Source organism: Deltaproteobacteria bacterium (assembly GCA_016933965.1).
Lineage (GTDB): Bacteria > Desulfobacterota > Syntrophia > Syntrophales > UBA2210 > JAFGTS01.
The window spans coordinates 1-20,875 of record JAFGTS010000002.1 but is presented as its reverse complement, the minus strand read 5'-3'; the positions used below and the strand labels follow the sequence as shown (position 1 = coordinate 20,875).

The following is a 20,875-nucleotide window of genomic DNA, read 5'->3' as shown; positions in this document are numbered from 1 at the left end:
TCTTCCCGCCGGAGGAATGCCATGAACCCTGCGACCAGCATGCTCCTTACCGACCTGTACCAGTTGACCATGATACAGGGATACCTGCAAAAGAGCCTGCATGACACGGCCGTCTTCGAATTTTCCATCAGGACGCTTCCGGAAAAACGGGGTTTTTTTGTCGCGGCCGGGCTCGAATATGTTCTGGACTTCCTGGAGGGGCTTCGGCTGACCCCGGAAGAGACGGACTACCTCTCACGCTGCGGTCGTTTCTCCCGGGAACTCATTGATTATCTGTCTCATTTCCGGTTCAGCGGCCACGTTGACGCCATGCCGGAGGGAACGGTCTGTTTCCCCAATGAACCCCTGATCCGTGTCACGGCCCCTCTTCCCGAGGCCCAGTTGATCGAAAGCCGCCTGATCAACATCATTCATTTTCAGAGCCTTATCGCCACCAAGGCCGCCCGGTGCCATCTCGCCGCCCGCGGGCGAGCCATCCTCGTTGATTTCGGTCTTCGCCGCGCCCATGGCGCCGAAGCCGGCCTTTTCGCGGCCCGTTCGTCCTATATCGCGGGATTCGAGGGAACGGCGACGGTCATGGCAGAACCAGTCTACGATATCCCGATATTCGGAACCATGGCCCATTCCTTCATCGAAGCACAGTCCGGCGAACTGGAAGCGTTCCTTTCCTTCGCCGAGGCGAACCCGGGAAACGTCACGCTCCTGATCGACACCTACGATACGCTGAAGGGGGCGCGTACGACCGTGCAGGCAGCCACGATCCTGAAAGAGCGGGGGATATCCGTCAATGCCGTCCGTATCGACAGCGGTGACCTGGCGGGATCAAGCCGCCGGGTCCGCACGCTCCTGGACGAGGCAGGATACCCGTCCATCAAAATCTTTGTGAGCGGTAACATCGATGAGTACGGTATCAGGGACCTGCTTGACGGAGGCGCCCCCATCGACGGCTTCGGCGTGGGGACCAAAATGGACACGTCCGATGATGCCCCCTATTTCGATTGTGCCTACAAGCTTATGGAATATGCGGGGGTCCCCCGCATGAAAATATCCACGGGGAAACTGACGCTCCCCGGGGCGAAACAGGTGTTCCGCCTCTTCGAGAACAATCGGATGGTCAAGGATGTCCTGACCGTTGAAGGTGACGACAGAGAAGGGACACCCCTGCTTCGGCGGTTCATGGAGCAGGGGAAGACATGCGAGGAGCACCCCAGGATCGATCACATCCGGGAATATACGCTCGGACAACTTGAAACATTACCACGGCACTTCCTCACACTTGAAACGCGACCCGCCTACCCCGTTGAAATATCGGAAAAACTGGCGGCCCTTACCGAGGCGGTTGAAAGGACTCTCTGATGACAGCAATAGATAGAATTTGGAAGCGGCGGATCGTGCGGATGCTTCCTGTCTTCGTCATGTGCCTTCTTTTCTGGACCTGCGGGAGCGGCGAAACGGAAGGGACCGCCCAATCGCAGGGGGCATTGAACGCCGGGGCGCCCGCCTTCGGCGATATTCTGATCGAAGGATCCATCGGCGATGCCTCGAACCTGATCCCATTGCTCTCCACGGACAGTTCTTCCCACGGTATCTCGGCGATGATCTTCAACGGCCTCATAAAGTATGGCAAGGATATGAACATCGAGGGGGACCTCGCCGAATCATGGGACATTTCCGATGACGGTCTCTCCATCACCTTTCACCTGCGCAAAAACGTGCGATGGCACGACGGTCATCCCTTTACCGCCGAGGATGTCCTCTATACCTATCAGGTGACGGTGGACCCGAAAACACCCACGGCGTACGCCGGCGATTTTCTCAAGGTGAAAAAAGCGGAGGTTCTTGACAGTCACACCTTTCGCGTAACCTACGACAAACCCTTTGCGCCGGCCCTGGAGAGCTGGGGGTCTTCCATTCTCCCCAAGCACCTCATGGCCGGCACGGATATCACGAAGTCCCCCCTGGCCCGTCACCCCGTCGGAACGGGCCCTTACCGCTTCAAGGAGTGGGTGACGGGGGAAAAGATCGTTCTTTCATCGAACCATGAGCATTTCGAGGGCAGGCCATACATCGACGGTTACATCATGCGCATTATCCCCGATATGGCAACGATGTTCCTGGAACTGCGCGCCACGGGCATAGACCAGATGAACCTGACGCCGCTTCAGTACACGCGGCAGACGGAGAACGCCGTCTTCAGGAACAATTACAACAAGTACCGGTACCTTGCCTTCGGGTATACCTACCTCGGGTACAACCTGACCAATCCCCTGTTCCGTGACAAGGCGGTGCGGCAGGCCATCTCCTATGCCGTCAACAAGCAGGAGATCATCGACGGAGTCCTGCTGGGTCTCGGCAAGATCGCCACGGGACCGTACAAACCGGGAACCTGGCCTTACAACCCCGATGTCAAGCGCTATCCCTACGACCCCGGGAAAGCGAAAGAACTGCTGAAGGAGGCTGGATGGGAAGACCATGACGGCGATGGGGTTCTCGACCGGGACGGCAGGCCTTTTGAGTTCGAAATAATCACAAACCAGGGAAACGAGATGCGGGCCAAGTGCGCCGAGATCATTCAGAGGCGATTGTCGGAACTGGGAATAACGGTGAAGATCCGGGTCATCGAGTGGGCCGCATTCATCAACGAGTTCATCAATAAAAAGAAATTCGACTCCACCATTCTCGGGTGGACGATAACCCTTGACCCCGATCTCTACGACGTGTGGCACTCAAGCAAAACGAAGCCCGGCGAACTGAACTTTATTTCATATAGGAACGAAGAAGTGGACCGGCTGATCGAAGAGGGCCGAAGCACCTTCGACCGGGAAGAGCGGAAACGGTGCTATGACCGGATCCAGGAAATCCTCGCTGAGGAGCAGCCCTATACCTTTCTGTACGTCCCCGACGCCCTGCCCATCATCAATTCGCGGTTTCAGGGCATCGAACCGGCACCCATCGGGATCGGATACAATTACATCAAATGGTATGTGCCGGAAGACCGGCAGCGGTACGTGATGACGCCGTGAAACGGGATTGGTGAATCCCTATTCATGTGTGGTTGTTTCTTTCAGTATGCCTATATATCGGCGTTGCTGAAGAAGTGACAAAGTGGCAAAGTGAAAAACGCATAAACTCTTTACGTCATGTTGCCTTGACGTAGATCCCTTTTGAAGCGGCCATTGAAACGTTTTTGTCATACATCTCGGCGAAGCGGAGGATAAGCGATCTCAACTGTCTGAGCCGGAGGCGAGTTTTGAGATCGCCCGGAGCAAGCCGTATAGATGTATCAAAAACGTTTCGGGCCGGCAAAAAAGGGATTAAGGCAACAGGCCGTTTACATAATAGGAATTCCGTTTTCCGTTTCACGAAGAAAGGTTGTCCCTGAGATATTCCCGGAAGGTTGGGTAGTCGGCGGGCAGTTCCACCGGTTCCCCGGTCCGGTCGTCCAGGTCCTTCATGCTTTCAGGGCTCTCGGGAACGATATCCAGCAGTTCCGTGATCTCATCGGGGAATTTCGCCGGATGGGCCGTTTCCAGTGACAGGCACAGAGGGAAATCCCCTTCCCGCTCGAGATAGAGCTCAAGGCCGCGCCATCCGACGGAACCGTGCGGCTCCAGAAGAACGCCGTAGGTCTCGTAGGTCTTCCTGATGCACTCCTTCGTCATCGCGTCGGTGACACTGACCGAGAAAATACGTGTGCGCATCTCGTCGACATCGGGATAGGAATGGACCACCCCCGTACGGTCCACCGTCCCTCCGAAAAGATCGAAAAAACGCGCCAGATTGCTGGGATGCCCCACGTTCATGGCGTTGGAGAGACAGGCGCGCGAGGGGGACACTTTCTCATAGACGCCCCTTTCAAGAAACCGGGGGAATTCATCGTTCTCGTTCGTGGGCATCACGAGCCGTTTCACCGGCAGTCCCATGCGCCGCGCGTACTCGCATCCGAGAGCGTTGCCGAAGTTTCCCGACGGAACGGATATGACGATCTCTTCGTCACCCTCTGCAAGCTGGGCGTAAGCATAGATGTAATAGACGATCTGCGGCATGATCCTGCCGAAATTGATCGAGTTCGCCGATGTGAAGTTCAGATACGCGAGGGAGGGATCGGAAAAGGCCTCCTTGACCAGGTTCTGGCAGTCATCGAATTTTCCCTCGATCGACAGGGCCTGAACGTTCTCCCCGATCGTGTCGAGCTGTTTCTTCTGGCGGCCGCTGACCTCCGTACGAGGGTACAGAATATTGACGGTGATGCCCTCGACCCCCTTAAATGCCTCGCCCACGGCGCTTCCCGTGTCCCCCGAAGTGGCCACCAGGACATTGAGCCGCCTGCCTGCAGGCCGGAAATGGCTCATGAGCCGCGCCATCATGCGTGCCGCAAAATCCTTGAACGAAGCCGTCGGCCCCTGGTCGAGCCGCATCAGGTACTTCCGGTCGTACACACGTTCCAGGGGCACGGAAAAGGGATATGAGTCCTTTACGATCACCGCCAGGACATCCGTCTCGACCTCGCCCGCAAGAAAGGCTTTCGTCACCAGCAGGGCGGCCTCCGGATAGGGCTTCCCTTTGAGTGAGAGTATTTCTCTCCGGTCAAGAGACGGGACCCTTTCCGGCATAAAGAGACCCCCGTCGGGCGCCTGCCCCTGGAGCAGGGCCTCCCTGAAAAGAACGGTATCCCTGAAGGGTGTTATTCCCGCCACATTGTTGAGATGTCTGTTGGTGCTAACGTAACGAATTATCTTCTCCATAGTGCCTGCTTACCGGTTCCCTTTCAAGAAAGTCGAGAAACAGCGTGTGATACTTCTGAGGCATGAACTGCTTCAGATAAATGACGTGAAAATCCCGCTCGATGGCGCAGTCCTCAAGAGGAACCTCAAAAAGATTGGATGTCTCGATATCGCGCCGTACGGCATGGATCGAAATGATCGATACCCCCATGCCGGAAATGACGGCCTCTTTCACCGCCTCTGAACTGCCCAGCTCGCACACGACGTTGAACCGTGACATATCAACGCCCCGGCGGGCCAGCAGATACTCCTCCGTTATCGCCCTCGTCGCCGACCCCCGTTCCCGTGCGACGAACGGTTCCGAGAGTATTTCTTCCAACGATACCTTCTTTTTTCCTCGCCACCGGTGACGGCTGGGGACGACCAGCACCAGCCGGTCCTTCCAGAGCGGTTTTGCAACGAGTTTCCGGTGCTCGATCCCCTTTCCGATGAAACCCACCTGGGCCTCCTCGTTCAGGATCATGTCAATGACCCCGTCACTGTCGCCTGTCCTGATGTAACAGTTGATACCGGGATAGCGCTCCCTGAAGAGCGGGATCAGGCGGGGAAGAATATATGTGGCCGGGATTGTGCTGGCGGCTGCCTCAATACAGCCGGCTTCGCTGTCACGGGCCCGCTCGATCTTTTCAGCCGCCTCATCGAGCAGCTTGAAGAGGCGCTTCGCATGCTCCGTCAGTATTTTTCCCTCCGGCGTCAGGGTGATCCCATGGGTTCGCCTGTCCACCAGGGTCGCCGAGAGGGTATCCTCGAGATTCCTGATATGCTTCGTCAACGAGGGCTGCGAGAGTCTCATCACGACCGCGGCCCGGCTGAAACTCCGCTCTTCCGCGAGACACACCAGGGCCTGGAGCTGCTGCAGGGTGACACTGTTCATGGGAGTGAATTTCATGACAGTGTACCTATCATATCCGCGGTTCATAATCAACAGCAAGTTATTACTATTATGAATTTGACTTATTCTTTCCCTTCGGCTATTGGTCATGAGGTTCCGCGATGTGTCCAATAATTCGCGGGTCGTTTCAGAAGTACCCGAGAGAAGAAGGAACTCATATGGGAGAAGAAAAGAAGATCAGGTTGACCGAGATGGTCAGCGGTGCCGGGTGAGCCTGCAAAATAGGTCCGGGTGACCTGAACCAGGCGCTCTGCGGTCTTCCGCTGATCACAGATCCCAATCTCATCGCAGGTATCGAGCACTGCGACGACGCCGGGGTCTATAAACTGAGCGATGAGCTGGCCCTGATCCAGACGCTGGATTTCTTTACCCCCATTGTCGATGATCCTTACACATTCGGCCTGGTCGCCGCGGCCAACGCCCTTTCCGACGTCTATGCCATGGGCGGCACGGCGCTGACGGCGATGAACATCATCTGTTTCCCCATCAAGACCATGGACATTTCCGTTCTGCACGAGATCCTCCGGGGCGGCCTTGCCAAGATGCGCGAGGCGGGCGTCATACTCGTGGGCGGTCACAGCGTGGAAGACGATGAACTGAAATACGGCCTCTCCGTAACGGGGACCGTCCATCCCGACCGGGTCCTCCTCAACCGGGGGGCCAGGGCCGGCGATTCGCTGATACTTACCAAGCCCCTCGGCACGGGGATCATCAACACGGCGCTGAAGGCGGGAATGGCAAGTGACGAACTGGTCGAGAGATCGGTGGAATGCATGGTCACCCTGAACAAGAGGGCTGCGGAGCTTATCGCCGAATGCTCCACCGTTCATGCCTGCACGGATGTTACCGGGTTCGGCCTCCTGGGTCATGCCTCTGAAATGATCGAGGGATGCACCGTGGGCATGGTCATCCGTTCTTCGTCGGTTCCCTTCTTTGAGGATGTCCGCCCCTTCGTCGAGATGGGCATCATTCCCGGCGGATTGAACTGCAACAGGAAATTCCGGTTGCCCATGATCGAAAAGGGCCCTGACTGTCCCGGCTGGATGGTCGACGTCATGTTCGACCCTCAGACCTCGGGAGGACTCCTCGTTTCACTTTCTCCCGAGGAGGCGGAAACGCTTGTCGCCCGCATGCGTTCCGAGGGAATAAGAGATGCATCTATCATCGGTGATGTGGTGCAGGAACCGCCGGGGGAAATCATCGTTCTGTAAGTATTTCAAATAGTTTTACACTGAATACCTTTCATTTAATTATTCATATAAAGAATTGGACTTATTATATATTTACATATATATGGCATCCGTTCCATTGATCCTGAAGGTTCCTGCTGTAACAGAACTCACCGAAAGGAGCGGATGAATGAAAGGGATGAAAAATTTTTTCGCCGGCCGCTGGGGCATCATCGGCGTTGGTATTCTCATCGGGATCCTGGCCGCACTCCTCCAGAAACTGGGCAATCCCGGCAATATGGGGATCTGCGTAGCCTGCTTCGAACGTGATATCGCGGGGGCCCTCGGTTTGCACCGGGCCGCCGTCGTCCAGTTCATGAGGCCTGAGATCATCGGTTTTGTTCTCGGGGCGCTGGCCGCGGCATACCTGTTCAAGGAATTCCGTCCCCGTCTCGGCTCCGCCCCGATCGTCCGGTTCGTCCTGGGAGCGTTTGCTATGATCGGCGCCCTGGTATTTCTCGGCTGCCCCTGGCGGGCCGCCCTGCGGCTTGCCGGCGGCGACGGCAACGCCATACCCGGCCTCCTGGGGCTCATCTTCGGTATCTGGATCGGCACCCTCTTCCTGAAAAGCGGTTACAACCTGGGACGGACACAAAAGACCCATGCGTCGGCGGGATGGATGCTCCCCCTGATCATGCTGGGTTTTCTGGCGCTCATGCTCATATTTCCCCAGGTCGCCGGTCAGGACAGGAACGGCGTTTTCTTTTACAGCCTGAAGGGACCGGGAGCCATGCACGCGGCGCTTCCCGTGTCGCTCGGGGTGGGGCTCCTGATCGGGTTCCTCGCGCAGCGAAGCCGGTTCTGTACCATGGGAGCCATCCGGGACTTCATCATCTTCCGGCAGACACACCTCCTGTCGGGATTTCTCGCTCTGATCGTGGCGGCCTTCGTGACGAACCTCATCGTCGGCCAGTTCCATCCCGGTTTTCAGGGACAACCGGTGGCACATACGATGGGCCTCTGGAACTTCGCCGGCATGGCCCTCGCCGGTCTTGCCTTCTGCCTTGCCGGAGGGTGCCCCGGCCGCCAGCTTTTCATGGCCGGTGAAGGAGACGGCGACGCGGCCGTGTTCGTACTGGGCATGATCGTCGGTGCGGCATTCGCGCATAATTTCGGCCTGGCAAGCTCACCGAACGGTGTCGGTCCATACGGTATCCAGGCCGTCATCATCGGTTTTGCGGTGTGTCTCTTTATCGGGTTCACCATGAGAAAACGAATCGCATGAAGAAGGAGAACGGCTATGAGTAAAGTTGTCGATGCCAGGGGACTTTCCTGCCCCCAGCCGGTCATCATGACGCTGGATGAGATCAAGGCCGGCAATGAACGTGAATTGGAAGTTCTGGTCGACACGGACACGTCCAGAGAGAACGTAAGTCGCGCGGCGGAACACCAGGGATGGACGATAGCCGACGTGGTGGAAGACGGAAGCGGCTATAAAGTCATCATCAAAAAGGACTGATCGTGGCGATCTTCGGTCTTTTCAAAAAAAGCGGGCAGGCGGAAAAGAGGGAACATTCTTCCCGGAACGGGGATCGGGGGATCCTTCTGTTTGAAAACACCAGCGAGGTCATCCAGGCCGAAACCCTGCTGAAGAAGGACGGTTGGGACATCCGGGTCATGGGTCCACCCCCTGAAGTTCAGCGCGGTTGCGACTTGGTGATCGAATTCCCCCTTATCGAGGAACTCAATATCGTCCGATCTCTCAAAAGGGTCAATATCCCTCCCCTTGAAGTCGTGCCCGTGACTGGTCCATTGCTGCGTCCGGTCGATCTTTTTCATGTGAAGGATTTCGGTAAATACCTGATGGTCCGGGCGGCGAACATGAAACTGACCGTGGACAAGAACACGCAACAGATCGTCAACATATCCGGCGGAGGATGTCCGGACGTGCCCTATCTTGCCTGCGCCATGGTCGGGCATGCTCTCAGGGAAGCCCCCCGTCCGGGCGATATCGGCCATACTCTCTGCGGGTACGCCCTGCAGCTCGCTTATGAGGAGGTCCTGCGGCGGTGCTCGGAATAGCGGGAACGGTGCCGGAAGAAGACTTTCCCCTCGTCAGGGGAGAGGCGCTTCTCAACGGCGATACGATCACCCTGTGCGGCAGAACGGTCCACGTCAACCGGGGAACACCCGCTCTAATAGCCGCGGCCGTTCAGACGGCCCGCGTGCTGGGACACCCGGGTCCGACCGCTTTTCTTGTCGGTGACGTCGGCCTGGGAAAGGGAAGCAGGAGACTTTATCACTGTCTGACGGAAGAACTGCCGCGATCGCACTTTGACACCCTGACCCTTCATTACCTCCAGCCCATTCTTCACTGGCATGAAAAGTTACAAGGCGTACTCAGGAACCTGCATCAACAACCACGGCTTATCGCCGATGCCGGCTTCATGTATGCGGCAAAGATGAGCGGCATGTCCTCGCTGTACGACCTCTTCACCCCCGATGTGGGAGAGCTCGCCTTTCTCGCCGACGAGCAGGCGCCTCACCCCTTTTACACCAGGGGCTTCATCCTCCATGACGAGAACCGTGTACCCGACCTCATAGCCAGGGCGTACGCGCACGGAAACGCTGCCCGCCACCTGATCGTCAAGGGAAGGCGGGACTATCTCGCACAGGGCGGCGGTATCATCGCCACGGTCGACGATCCCGTGGAGGAGGCTCTGGAAGCCATGGGGGGCACCGGCGATACCCTGACGGGGATTGTATCTGCGCTGATAGACGCCGCCGTTCCGATGGAAAAAGCGGCGGTTATCGCCATGAAGGCGAACCGTCTCGCCGGTTCCCTCACGCGGCCCACACCGGCCACACAGATCGCCGAGTTCATTGAACACATACCCGCCGCGGTGGGTCAGGCCCTGATGGAAGTAAGGAAATGACGATGGAAACGAAGGATAGATTGATCCTGGCTGACATGACGGTCCTGGACGTGGTGAACCGCTTTCGTGGCACCGAGGCCGTTTTCAGAAACTACGACCAACAGGCCGGATTCTGCATCTGCTGCAACGCCCTGTTTGAAACATTAACGGAATTGTGCGGCCGTCACGGTATCGACTTGCACCGGCTTCTCGAAGAGCTGGAGAAGGCGGCACGCGAGTGATGCGTTTCTGAAAGCATCATGCAGTAACGGCCACCTGCCTCTTATCTCTTGATGACTTGCCTATTCCCCTGTTTTTTCTGATTTCGCTGACGGGGACAACGTTTCCTTTGATTCTTTCGGAGTTGACGGGGACGTTTCTTCGTACTTTTCCCCGGTCGAGGGCTTCTTTCCGCCGTAGTCCGTGACATACCATCCCGAACCCTTCAGATGAAAGGAAGAAAGGGACATCAGTTTGTCCACGGGTCCTTTGCAGTATTTGCACCGTTTTACATCGTCATCGGTAATGCTCTGCAGGATTTCGAACTGCCTTCCGCATTTCCTGCACTTATACTCGTATATGGGCATATCCTTCGAACCTCCGAAAGGGTCTTTTTCGCTCAGTTTCTCTGCTCCGGCGCGACCGTGAAAATATCACCCACATGGTACCGTTCGGTAAAACAGTCGATCACCAGGTTGACATCGGGATCACCGATCGGATGCAGGATGTTCCGGGTTATTCCGTGGACGCGGTCCTCTTCGAGAATTTTTTCCTCCATGGACGCATCGAAATCCACGTCGCCCGAGTGAAACCGCACGACATGAACGAGTTCGTGGAGCGCGATGTACAGCATCAGCGGCCCGAGCTTTATAAAGCTGCTTCCTCTCTCTACGGCGTCGAGGATCCGGTTATCCTGCAGGCACACCTTGTAAAAATAATAATTATGGGGATGATCGTCCCGCCCCTCTTTCCGGCAGTAATACCGGCAGAGATGGGCAAAGGCGTCCTCCCGGATCTCGGCCTCGTTCAGGTGGGCAAGAGTCTGTACTTCATAACGGAGCGAGCGGATTCCTCCGCTTCCCAGAACGAAGTACCGTTCGGCCAGCTTCTCGGCGTGGCCGAAGGACCGTTGCACAGTGGATTTCTCCGGTACGCTGAAATACATATTGAACCCCTGTCCGCCGGTGTTCCGGGGCTAATATATTCATTTTTTCCTTCCTGTCAAGGATGTATCGTCTTGACCGCAACACCCTTTTCAGGCGCTTCTCTCCACTGCGGACGGATATCCCCCGGCTCCCGTTCTCTCACGTATACGGTCATTTGGGAAGCGGCGCGCTGCTCATGATGTATTTCAGATCATCATCGTCGAAATGAATGGATACTCCCGCGAAGGGTGATTCGTTCCCCTCGTCGCTGACAAAATCATCCCAGCCCGCCGTGAGAAAGATATGTTTAAAAAGGCGATAGCCGGCATAGGCTTTCAGGTGCGGATTCCGGTCCTTGTCAAAATCAAAGGCCTCAAACGTGAATTTCAGATCATCATCGAGGGTGAAAAGATCGATGCCGAAACCGCCCGTGGACTCGAGCAATCCCCCCCGCAAGGCGATGTCCTTGAACCGCTTCCCAATCTGCGCGTTGAAGAGAAGGCCGCCTTTTTCCCAGATTACCTCCTCGCTGTACTTCCCGTCTATCCACCGCTCCTTTTCCGTCCGCCGCCCCCGTGGGTCGGCAACGAGACCGAGAATGTAAAATTTATCCTCCCGGGGGCTGATCCGCAGTTCAACGTATCCCTTTGAATCACCGTCGTCGAAGAGATATTCATGCCGGTACCCGATGGATGTCCGGAACCGCTCCGCCTTGGAAAGGTATGAACTGATGCCCTCCATGCTTTTGTCTATGCTCTTCAGGCCCGCGTTGAGGTTGTTCACGGTCTCGTCATCATTGACGAGCTTGCCGATGCTGCCCTCGCCCCGGTTGATCTTGTCCGTTATCTCCCGGAGCGATGCCGCCGTATCGTTCAGATTGTCGAAGATCCGTTCGTCTTCCACCAGTTTTCCGATAGTTCCCTCACCACGGTTTATTCTGTCCATTATCTCGTTCAGGGCGGTAAAGGTCTTCTCCATCTTTTCGGAAGCATTGTTCAGACGACCGATCATCTGGTTCACTTCTTCCCTGTTCTCAGAGACGACACGATTCAGGTTATCGGTCAAATTCCTGGTGTTGGTGACTATATCACGAAGATTCGCCGTCCCCTCCTCACCGCCGATCACCTGTTTTAAGGAATCCGTTATGGCCATGATATCCCCGGCGATCACGCCCAGGTCGCGCAGAAGCCTGTCGAGGTCGACCTGCTGCTCCACTTTGGTGATCTCCCCGCCGTCCCCGATATAGCCCTCCTCGGCGGAACCCGACACGATCTCGATATATTTGTCACCAAGGATCCCGTATGCCTTGATGAGTATCCGGGCATCCTTTTCGAGGCGGACCTCCGGAATGATCCTCATGGTCACCCGCGCCTTGCCGTCGAGCAGAATGATCTCCTGCACCCGCCCTACTTCCACACCGGCGATGCGGACCGACGCATCCCGCTCAAGACCGGACACATTGTCGAACGTGGCGCTCACCACATAGCCTTTCTTGAATCCGATCCTGCGCTCTCCCACCTGGAATGACATGTATGCCAGGATTATGAGCGCCACCAGGATGAACAACCCGACCTTCGCTTCCGTACTGATTGATGCAAACATAATGCGCCCCGTGTCGTTATTGAAACGTGTTGTACGGTTTCCCGCAGCGGTTCCGCCGCCGTCTCATCGCCCTACCCGTTCATGTGAATCGGACCGTCCAGCTTACCATGGATGAACTGCTGGACCACCTCGTTCGATGACTGGCGTATCTCTTCCGGCGTTCCGAAAGCGACCACCTTGCCGTCGTACAGCATTGCTATCTTGTGACCGATGGTGAATATGGATTTCATATCATGGCTGGTGGCCACGCAGGTCAGGTTGAACTGCCGCTGCGTCTCGATAATGAGCTGGTTTATCGCCTCCGCCGTCACCGGATCCAGTCCCGTCGTCGGCTCATCGAACAGGACCACCTGGGGATGCATGGCGATCGCCCGGGCCAGGCCGGCCCGTTTCTTCATGCCGCCGCTCAGTTCCGAGGGCATTTTATTCTCAACCCCCGGCAGCCCCACGGCCCTGAGCCGGTCGTTGACGATCTCCCGGATCTCCTCATCGGTCTTTTTCGTATGTTCCCGCAGGGGAAACGCCACGTTTTCACCAACGGTCATGGAATCGAACAGGGCCGCGCCCTGAAAAAGCATGCCGAATTTTTTCCTTACTTCGTTCAGCTCCCTGTCGTCCATTCGGGTTATGTCTTTTCCCTCGAAGATGACCTGTCCGAGATCGGGTTTCAAAAGCCCGATGATATGCTTGAGAAGCACGCTCTTTCCGCCGCCGCTCTGGCCGATGATGACCGTGGTTTCCCCCTCGGTTATCTCGAGTTCGAGGCCGCGCAGGACTTCCTGCGGGCCGAAGGATTTGTGAAGATTAACCATTTTTATCATGATCAGAACATAATCGCCGTCAGGAAATAATCACTTACCAGGATATACACCGACGAGAGCACCACGGCTTCCGTCGTGGCCTTGCCGACTCCCTCGGCGCCTCCTTCATTATTGAATCCCTTGTAACAGCCGAAGAGGGACAGGATAAAGCCGAAAACGGCGGCCTTGATGAGCCCGTTGTAGATATCGTCAAGGCCGACCATGTCATAGATGTTGTTCACAAAAGCGCCGGCATTGATGCCCAGCACGGAAACACCGACGAAATATCCTCCCAGGATCCCGACAAAGTCGGAGAGAATAGTAAGGATCGGAAGCATGATCACGCCGGCGACGATCCGGGGAACGACGAGGTACTTCATGGGATTCGCCGCCATTACCGACAGTGCGTCTATCTGTTCGGTGACCCGCATGCTTCCCAGCTCGGCTGCCATTGCCGACCCGGCCCGGGCGGTCACCATGAGAGCGGTCAGGACCGGCCCCAGTTCGCGCGTCAATCCCAGCGCCACGGTGGATCCGACGAGGCTCTCGGCATTGAACATGCTGAAACCGTAGTATCCCTGCAACGCCATGACCATGCCCGTGAAGGTCCCGGTCAGAACCACCACGAAGGTCGATTTGACTCCCACAAACTCCATCTGTTTGAATATGAGACGCAGTTTCAAGGGAGGACGAACGGCCCATCTCACGGTGGAAAGAAAGAAGATGAGTATCTTTCCCATCTCCTCCACGTGGTTGAGGACCAGTCGTCCCAGTTTGTCGAGCAACGCCGCTGTGCTGTTCATTCTTACAGGGGTCCCCGCTTGTTCCGGTGCGCCTCGAACGAGAGATCGATCACCCGGTCCATCAGTTCGGTCTGGCTGATCCCCGATTCCGCCGCCTGGTGAAAGAGTACCGTGGACGGCGTCATTCCGGGAAGAGTATTCGGTTCCAGCACCACCACACGGCCGTCCTTGAGAACGAACATATCGATCCTGGCATACACGTTGAGGCCGAGTGCCTTGAATACCCTCACCGCCGTCTCCTGAATTTTTTTCAGAACCGTTTCGGGAAGTCGCGCCGGCGTCTTGTTCTCTCCCTGACCGTACAGAAACTTGTCTTCAAGGGTCAGGATGTCCGTCGTCGGAATCGTTTCGGAGGGAGTCAGGGCCCTGGGCTCGTCGTTTCCAAGGACACCACAGGTCACCTCCATACCTTCGAGAAATTCCTCCACCAGGACCAGCGGATCCCAGACAAGGGCCGCTTCCATAGCGGCATCGATCCCTTCGGACGTAACCACCTTCATGACGGCCGTGCTGCACCCTTCCCGGGAAGGCTTCACGACACAGGGAAAACCGATTGTTTCTTTTACCCTTTTCTGTATCTCCTGTCGAGAATCTTTCCATGCTCTCGCGGTAACCGGCAGGGTTTTCGGCACCTCGATCCCCTCGATCTCGAGGATACGCCGCGCGTTATACTTGTCCATGCCCAGGGCGGAGGCGAGCACGCCCGATCCCACGTAGGGTATGTTCAGGAGTTCCAGGAGCCCCTGCAGGCACCCGTCCTCCCCGTACTTGCCGTGAAGCCCGATATAGACAATATCGACATGGTTCCCCAGGTCTTCATAGGGAACCCGCCGGGCCTCCCCTTCCAGGTCCATCTCGATATCCTGCGTCGAATTACGCATCAGAAGCTTGATGGGAATCTCCCAGAGGGCACCCCGGGGATCCATGAACAACGCCAGGGGTTCGTATTTTTCCCGGTTCAGTTTGCTATGTATGTTTCTCCCGCTCTCAAGGGAGATCTCCCTCTCCGAGGACATCCCTCCCAGAATAACACCGACCCGGATCTTTCCGTTCTTTTTCATCACCATGCCAACTGTTTTTCTCCCCTATCGCTGCTTTCGATCGTGCATATCACCGTATTTCTCTTCCTCTCAGAACCTCTGTTCCCTTCAGCGGTCATCATTTCAGAGGGGCCCCTTCTTCTCCGCATGGACCTGCCGGGAACATTCGATCAGCCTGGTGATGATCATGGAGGGAAGCATTCCCTCTTCCGCGGCCTGCTCAAAGAAAAAGGACGAGGGCGCCATGCCCGATGATGAATTGGGATCGGTGATCATCACCTCGCCCGACTCCAGGATGAACCCGTCGATCCTGCCGTAGGACCTGAATCCCAGGGCTTCGAAGGCCCTGACCACTTCCTCCTTTATCCGTTCCACCACGTCGGGGTCGATCGTACGGGGCGGCGTGAACTTCCGGCAGCGTCCGGGCATGTACTTGTCATCATAGGAGAAGTACATGTCCCGGGGATGGATCTCGGTAACGCTGAGCGGCCGGGGGGTCCCGTCCTCCTCCAGGACGATGCAGGAGAACTCCGTTCCCGACAGGAACTCTTCGACGAGAACCCGCCGGTCCCATTGAAAGGCGGTTTCCATGGCCTGCGGCAGCATGCTCTCATCCCGGATGATGGTAACGCCGATACTTGAACCCTCGCGGGTCGGTTTCGTCACGCAGGGAATGCCGAAGGTGTCCAGTATGCTCGAGCTCACGGAGCCGGCATCGTGCTCCCACTCGGAACGCTCCACGACCCGGCTCTCGGGGACATGAAGACCCGCCGCCCGGAGGATTTTCTGCTGTATGTGCTTGTCCATCCCCAGGGCGGAGGCGAGCACGCCGGGTCCCGTATAGGGTATGTTCAAAAGCTCCAGCAACCCCTGGATGCAGCCGTCATCGCCGTATTTTCCGTGAAGCGCTATGAACGCGAAGTCGATATGGTCCCTCAGCCCCTCGTAAGGCATTCTCCGGGCCTCCTTCTCCAGGCGTTCCTCCACATCCACCGTGGTATTCTGCGATACAAGCTGCCAGGGGATATGCCAGAGCATTCCCGCCGAATCCATGAAGAGCGGCACCGGTTCATAGCGTTCCCGGTCCATGTTGTCGAACACGTTCCTTCCACTGTTGAGAGAGACCTCCCGTTCCGAGGACATGCCGCCCAGTATGATCCCTACACGCGTTTTTTCCATAAAACCCGATCCCTTGTGAATATCCCCGCCTTTCACAGTTCCCAGAGAAAGGTGACGCCGCTGTTCGGAAAGACCCAGTCATCGTCACTGATCTTCAATGTCACCGACCGGCCCCTGTCGATGGAAACATCCGGATAGGGGTGCCTGCCGGCAAAAAAGCTCACCTCCCGGACGTTCTTGAGATCCGTTTCCCCGTAGTGGAAGTTGATCTCCATGCCCCGTGTCGGGTAGGCCAGATATACGGAAAAATAATTGCTGCTTTTATACTTTTTCGTGACAATCTCAATCTCTATTTTCACGTCCCGGTTCATTTTTTCGATCAGCTCGTCGCCGCCGCACCAGACCTCATAGCCCCGCTTAGTGTTGCCGGAGCGGACGATGGGAACCGCCTGGCCGTCGATCCGGACGGCCGCGACGGTAAAATCCGCCTCACCGATCTCTTCGTTCCTGCCATGGATAAGCCACCGGTACTCACATTTCTCCTCTTCAAAGAGCGCCGCGAGCTGGGTGTTGTTCAGGGCGCAGCCGATCATGAACAGGGGATTTCTCAGCACCTTCGTGTATTCGATATGCGTCGCCACCCGGAAATAATCACTGATGGTCCGTACGTCGCCTTCGCCCGGGGGAATATCGCTCACCCTGATGTCGTATATGAACCCGCTCCGCAGCTCGAGCTGCCGGTCCTCCCTGCCGAAGAGCGTCTCAAACATCTCATAATATATGGCATCGCCCAGATCGACGCTTTCCGCCCTCGCCTGGAAACAACTGCGTATCATGCTGTCTATCCGGGCAAATGATTTTTCTTCATCGGGCACAAATATTCTCCGCAGCCTCGGTTCCACAGCGCCGGGCTCTCCCTTGTTGACGAAGACCCGCGGGGCCCGTTTTCCCAGGACGCACAGCACTTCATAGCTGATCGTCCCCGCCTTCCGGGCGATCTCATTGGCGCTGATATACTCGCTGCCCTGCCGCCCCATGAGGACCACCTCGTCACCCACCTCGCAATCCGCAATGTCCGTGACATCAAGGGTGCACATATCCATGGATATGCGGCCCACGATGGGTACCCGTTTCCCCCGTATCAGGGCCTCGGCCTGGTTCGAAAGGATGAACCCGTAGCCGTCGCCGTACCCGACGGGTATCGTTGCAATGCGCGACGGCCGTTTCGTGACGTAGGCGCGACCGTACCCGATGCTGTAGTTCTCCGGAAAGTCCTTTATCAGCACGATGGTGGTCTTGAAACTCATCACCGGCGCCAGTGACGCTTTTGCCTCCGTTTTCGGCGACGGGTAAATTCCGTAGGTCATGATACCGGGCCGCACCATATCCAGATGAAAGGAAGGGAAGTTCAGGATACCGCCGCTGTTCGAAATATGGCGCAGGGGTATCCTGATCCCTCTCCGTTCAAGTTCCTCCAGTATCGTGCGGAACCGTTCCCACTGGAAACGATTGTATTCCTCGTCTTCCTCTTCACTTGATGACAGATGGGAGAAGATGCCCGCCACCTCGATGCGGGGAAGTTTCATGACGGTTTCCACCATGTCCACCGCTTCGGGATAGATCGTGCCGCCCCGCCCCATTCCCGTGTCAACCTCAAGATGAACGGGGGCCTTTGAACGCTCAGATTCGAACCGTTCGTTGAGCCGCCTCGCGAACTGAACATCCGAGACCGAAGGTATCAGCCGGTACTTGACGATCTGATCTATTTCCGAATAGGTGGAAGGACTCAGGATCACGATGGGAGCGCTGATACCGCTGATCCTGAGCTGTATCCCTTCATCGGCGTTGGCGACGCCGAGACAACAGGCGCCGTTCTTCAGGGCTGCCTTTGATATCTCAATGGCCCCATGGCCGTAAGCGTCCGCCTTTACCACCTGAAGGACGCCGACCGCCGGTCCCGTCAGCTCTTTGATCTCTTCCCAGTTGTTCCTGAAATTGTCGAGGTCGATCTCGACCCAGCTCCGGTATCTGTGAGTTTCCGATCCCCGTTGTTCTGTCCCCGTTCCCGTGGCATATCCCGCATTCATCGTCTATACGTCGCCGACCGATCCCTTTCGCAAATTATTTCCTGGTCATGGTGAACACACCGTCCCAGTCGTCGCCGGGCGGGTTTTCCTTAAGCTCGCGGCACCGGCTGATGTACAAACGGGACGGACCGTCACCGGGAGCCATGGCAAGCACGCCTTCAAAGGCGGCAATAGCCTCATCCCATTGACAGTTCCTGTATTTTTCCAGTCCCTTCTCAAAAGCGGCGGCAAGGGCCGCCCAGTCTCCGTCCTCTCCCTGTTTACCCATGAGCTCGTATATCTTGACGGGAAGCGCCTTTCCCTTTACTTTCACGGCGTCCAGCTGCCGGCAGAGGAGTTTGTCCCTCACCTTCTCATAGGTATATTCGCTGATGACGATATTCGTTCCGTATTCCTTGTTTATCCCTTCAAGCCGGGACCCGAGATTCACGCTGTCTCCCATGACGGTGTAATCGAAACGCATCTCGGAACCCATGTTCCCCACGACCATGTCACCTGAGTTGATACCGACGCCGATATCGAGAACCGGGCGGCCTTCCTGTTCCCATTTCTTCTGGAGTTTCTTCAGTTCCGCCATCATGTCGAGGGCGGTATTGCAGGCCCTGAAGGAATGATCGGGCTGGTCCAGGGGCGCCCCGAACACGGCCATGATGGCGTCTCCCATGTATTTGTCGAGGAGTCCGTCATACTTGAAAACGATATCGGTCATAGCCGTCAGGTATTCGTTGAGGAGGTGGACCAGTTCTTCCGGCGTCAGCTTTTCGGAGATCGATGTGAATCCGCGAATATCGGAAAAGAGCACCGAGAGGTCTTTCTTGTCCCCGCCCAGCTTCAATTTCGAGGGGTCCTTCAGCATTTCGTTTATGACGGAGGCGGTCAGATAATACTGGAACGCGCCGCGGATCTTCTTTTTCCCACGTTCTTCCGTAACGTACTTGTAAACCGTGATCCCCACATATACGGCGAGAACGGTCAGTACGGGATACACCATGTTGAGCCAGACATTGAAAGCGCTGAAGACACAGGTGTTACCGGCCATATAGAGGGCGAGGATCAGGATGCAGACGATGAGCCCCCACACGGCACGCATCCGGGAGATCAACACCCCCGTGATAAGCCCCAGCAAAAGGATGGTCAGAAGGTCCAGCAGGGCGATCCAGCCCGGCCGGTGGATGAAATTTCCATGAAGAATATTATCGATCACCGTGGCATGCATCTCGACGCCGGGATAGACAGGGCTGTAAGGGGTCACCCGCAGGTCATAGATCCCCGTCGCCGTGGCGCCCACGAGAACGATCCTGCCTCTGAAAAGTTCGGGATCCAGCCGCCCGTGGAGGATATCGGTGACCGAATAGTGTGGGAAGGTCTTTGCCGGTCCCAGATAATTAATGAGCATCTTTCCCGATTCGTTCGTCGGGATGTCGATGTTACCCAGCGCAACCCCGTCAACACCGTATTCCTCGATCCGCAGGGCCGGCATGGTCCCCTCAAGGTATTGCTGAAGGACCGCGATTGACAGGGGCGGGTAGAAGTCATCACCGAATTGAATCACCAGCGGACACCAGCGGTTTGTTCCATCAACATCGGGAACAAAATTGAAATATCCGCCGGCACGCGCCGAACGTGAAAGGGGTTCGATGTTCGGTACGACACCATACGCCCTGATGACGGGAAGGTTCGCCGGGTTCCCCCTGATCTGAACGATCTTGTATTTCGAACCGGCGATGTATTCCTGACCTCTCCGGAGGTCATCCTCGCTGAGATGACCGATATCACTCGCGCCGGTATGAAAGAAATAACCGAGAATCACGTTCCCTGCACGGCGCAACGCCTCGGAAAGGACGGCATCCGTATCGGCGGCGGCTCTTTTTTCCTCCAGCAGACGCAGGACCCGCACGTCTTCAAAACCGAGGCCCCGGATATCATTCGAGATCGCTTCGATCTCTTCGGCGGACGATGTCTCGTCGGGTTCGGCAAAGACCACGTCGAATCCCACCGCCTTCGCGCCGTATTCCCGCAGTGTATCGATAAGCCGGGCGATCACCGTCCGTGACCAGGGCCACTGGCCCAGTTCGCTCAGGCTTTTCTCATCAACGGCGGCAATAAGCGTCTCGTCACCGGGGGTCCCGACACCCCGCGATATCATTCGCAGATCAAGGCTCTTCAGCTCGAGAAAATTAAAAAAGGCCACATTCATGATGAAAAGGGCCGCAACAATGATGATCACCAGCCAGCTGATCTTCAAAGGTGAGATCGTAACAAGCTTTTTTAATAGATTTTTCATATAATTCGACCAATTATGAATTGACGGAATCTTATTCAAAGCGACCGGGAAAGTCAAGGTAAGGATTGGCATCTTATCCTTGACAATCCCATAATGTTAATATAAAAACGCACTCCACGAGCCGATGTAGCTCAGCCGGTAGAGCAACTGATTCGTAATCAGTAGGTCAGGAGTTCGAGTCTCCTCATCGGCTCCAGTTATAATAAGGGTTACGGTGTTTGACCTGTAACTCTTT

19 protein-coding genes and 1 tRNA gene are annotated in these 20,875 nt (G+C 56.4%); 9 read left to right on the top strand and 11 right to left on the bottom strand.

Annotated elements, in window-relative coordinates; genetic code table 11:
• The first annotated feature begins 21 nt into the window (after positions 1-21).
• Together JXO48_00385 and JXO48_00380 are read left to right on the top strand one after the other, a co-directional pair.
• Complete coding sequence (locus JXO48_00385) at positions 22-1,356, top strand: nicotinate phosphoribosyltransferase (protein ID MBN2282326.1); 1,335 nt, start codon at positions 22-24, stop codon at positions 1,354-1,356.
• A 41-nt stretch (positions 1,357-1,397) separates the two neighbouring features.
• On the top strand, positions 1,398-3,023 hold the full coding sequence (locus JXO48_00380) for a peptide-binding protein (protein ID MBN2282325.1): 1,626 nt from the start codon (positions 1,398-1,400) through the stop codon (positions 3,021-3,023).
• A 336-nt stretch (positions 3,024-3,359) separates the two neighbouring features.
• Here the strand turns inward: JXO48_00380 and thrC are convergent, their stop codons facing one another.
• Together thrC and JXO48_00370 are read right to left on the bottom strand one after the other, a co-directional pair.
• Positions 3,360-4,745 (bottom strand): threonine synthase, encoded by a 1,386-nt coding sequence (gene thrC / locus JXO48_00375; GenBank protein MBN2282324.1) that lies wholly within the window; start codon positions 4,743-4,745, stop codon positions 3,360-3,362.
• Positions 4,720-5,673, bottom strand: coding sequence for a LysR family transcriptional regulator (locus JXO48_00370; GenBank protein ID MBN2282323.1), 954 nt, complete (start codon positions 5,671-5,673; stop codon positions 4,720-4,722). The genes thrC and JXO48_00370 overlap by 26 nt, the downstream gene beginning before the upstream one ends.
• 161 nt (positions 5,674-5,834) lie before the next feature.
• On the opposite strand from JXO48_00370, the gene selD reads away from it, so the two are divergent.
• The 6 genes from selD (at position 5,835) to JXO48_00340 (ending at position 10,002) form a co-directional block, all read left to right on the top strand.
• Entirely contained in the window at positions 5,835-6,887 is a 1,053-nt protein-coding gene (selD, locus tag JXO48_00365; GenBank protein ID MBN2282322.1) for a selenide, water dikinase SelD, read from the top strand.
• Between the two features lie 157 nt (positions 6,888-7,044).
• Complete coding sequence (locus JXO48_00360; GenBank protein MBN2282321.1) at positions 7,045-8,130, top strand: YedE-related selenium metabolism membrane protein; 1,086 nt, start codon at positions 7,045-7,047, stop codon at positions 8,128-8,130.
• 15 nt (positions 8,131-8,145) lie between these two features.
• Positions 8,146-8,364 carry a sulfurtransferase TusA family protein gene (locus JXO48_00355; protein MBN2282320.1) on the top strand — a complete coding sequence of 73 codons (219 nt, stop codon included), beginning with the start codon at positions 8,146-8,148 and terminating at the stop codon, positions 8,362-8,364.
• On the top strand, positions 8,361-8,927 hold the full coding sequence (locus tag JXO48_00350) for a DUF3343 domain-containing protein (protein ID MBN2282319.1): 567 nt from the start codon (positions 8,361-8,363) through the stop codon (positions 8,925-8,927). Before JXO48_00355 ends, JXO48_00350 begins: the two co-directional genes overlap by 4 nt.
• Positions 8,915-9,781, top strand: coding sequence for a sugar kinase (locus JXO48_00345; protein ID MBN2282318.1), 867 nt, complete (start codon positions 8,915-8,917; stop codon positions 9,779-9,781). The genes JXO48_00350 and JXO48_00345 overlap by 13 nt, the downstream gene beginning before the upstream one ends.
• A gap of 2 nt (positions 9,782-9,783) precedes the next feature.
• Entirely contained in the window at positions 9,784-10,002 is a 219-nt protein-coding gene (locus tag JXO48_00340) for a hypothetical protein (protein MBN2282317.1), read from the top strand.
• 60 nt (positions 10,003-10,062) lie between these two features.
• On the opposite strand, the gene JXO48_00335 is transcribed toward JXO48_00340, so the two are convergent.
• From JXO48_00335 to JXO48_00295, 9 genes are all read right to left on the bottom strand, one after another.
• Positions 10,063-10,347: a zinc ribbon domain-containing protein gene (locus tag JXO48_00335; protein ID MBN2282316.1), complete on the bottom strand. Its 285-nt coding sequence runs from the start codon at positions 10,345-10,347 to the stop codon at positions 10,063-10,065.
• A 32-nt stretch (positions 10,348-10,379) separates the two neighbouring features.
• Positions 10,380-10,925, bottom strand: coding sequence for a hypothetical protein (locus JXO48_00330; protein ID MBN2282315.1), 546 nt, complete (start codon positions 10,923-10,925; stop codon positions 10,380-10,382).
• Between the two features lie 151 nt (positions 10,926-11,076).
• The gene (locus JXO48_00325; protein ID MBN2282314.1) at positions 11,077-12,507 is read right to left on the bottom strand and encodes an MCE family protein; all 1,431 of its coding nucleotides are present in this window, start codon (positions 12,505-12,507) and stop codon (positions 11,077-11,079) included.
• Between the two features lie 71 nt (positions 12,508-12,578).
• Positions 12,579-13,328, bottom strand: coding sequence for an ABC transporter ATP-binding protein (locus JXO48_00320; GenBank protein ID MBN2282313.1), 750 nt, complete (start codon positions 13,326-13,328; stop codon positions 12,579-12,581).
• 2 nt (positions 13,329-13,330) lie between these two features.
• Complete coding sequence (locus JXO48_00315; GenBank protein ID MBN2282312.1) at positions 13,331-14,110, bottom strand: ABC transporter permease; 780 nt, start codon at positions 14,108-14,110, stop codon at positions 13,331-13,333.
• Positions 14,111-14,112: 2 nt separating this feature from the next.
• Entirely contained in the window at positions 14,113-15,177 is a 1,065-nt protein-coding gene (locus JXO48_00310) for a D-alanine--D-alanine ligase (protein ID MBN2282311.1), read from the bottom strand.
• A gap of 96 nt (positions 15,178-15,273) precedes the next feature.
• Entirely contained in the window at positions 15,274-16,329 is a 1,056-nt protein-coding gene (locus JXO48_00305; protein ID MBN2282310.1) for a D-alanine--D-alanine ligase, read from the bottom strand.
• A gap of 32 nt (positions 16,330-16,361) precedes the next feature.
• Entirely contained in the window at positions 16,362-18,356 is a 1,995-nt protein-coding gene (gene alr / locus JXO48_00300) for an alanine racemase (GenBank protein MBN2282309.1), read from the bottom strand.
• 34 nt (positions 18,357-18,390) lie between these two features.
• On the bottom strand, positions 18,391-20,640 hold the full coding sequence (locus JXO48_00295) for an adenylate/guanylate cyclase domain-containing protein (protein MBN2282308.1): 2,250 nt from the start codon (positions 20,638-20,640) through the stop codon (positions 18,391-18,393).
• A gap of 120 nt (positions 20,641-20,760) precedes the next feature.
• On the opposite strand from JXO48_00295, the gene JXO48_00290 reads away from it, so the two are divergent.
• Positions 20,761-20,836 (top strand) — tRNA-Thr (locus JXO48_00290).
• Positions 20,837-20,875: the final 39 nt, after the last annotated feature.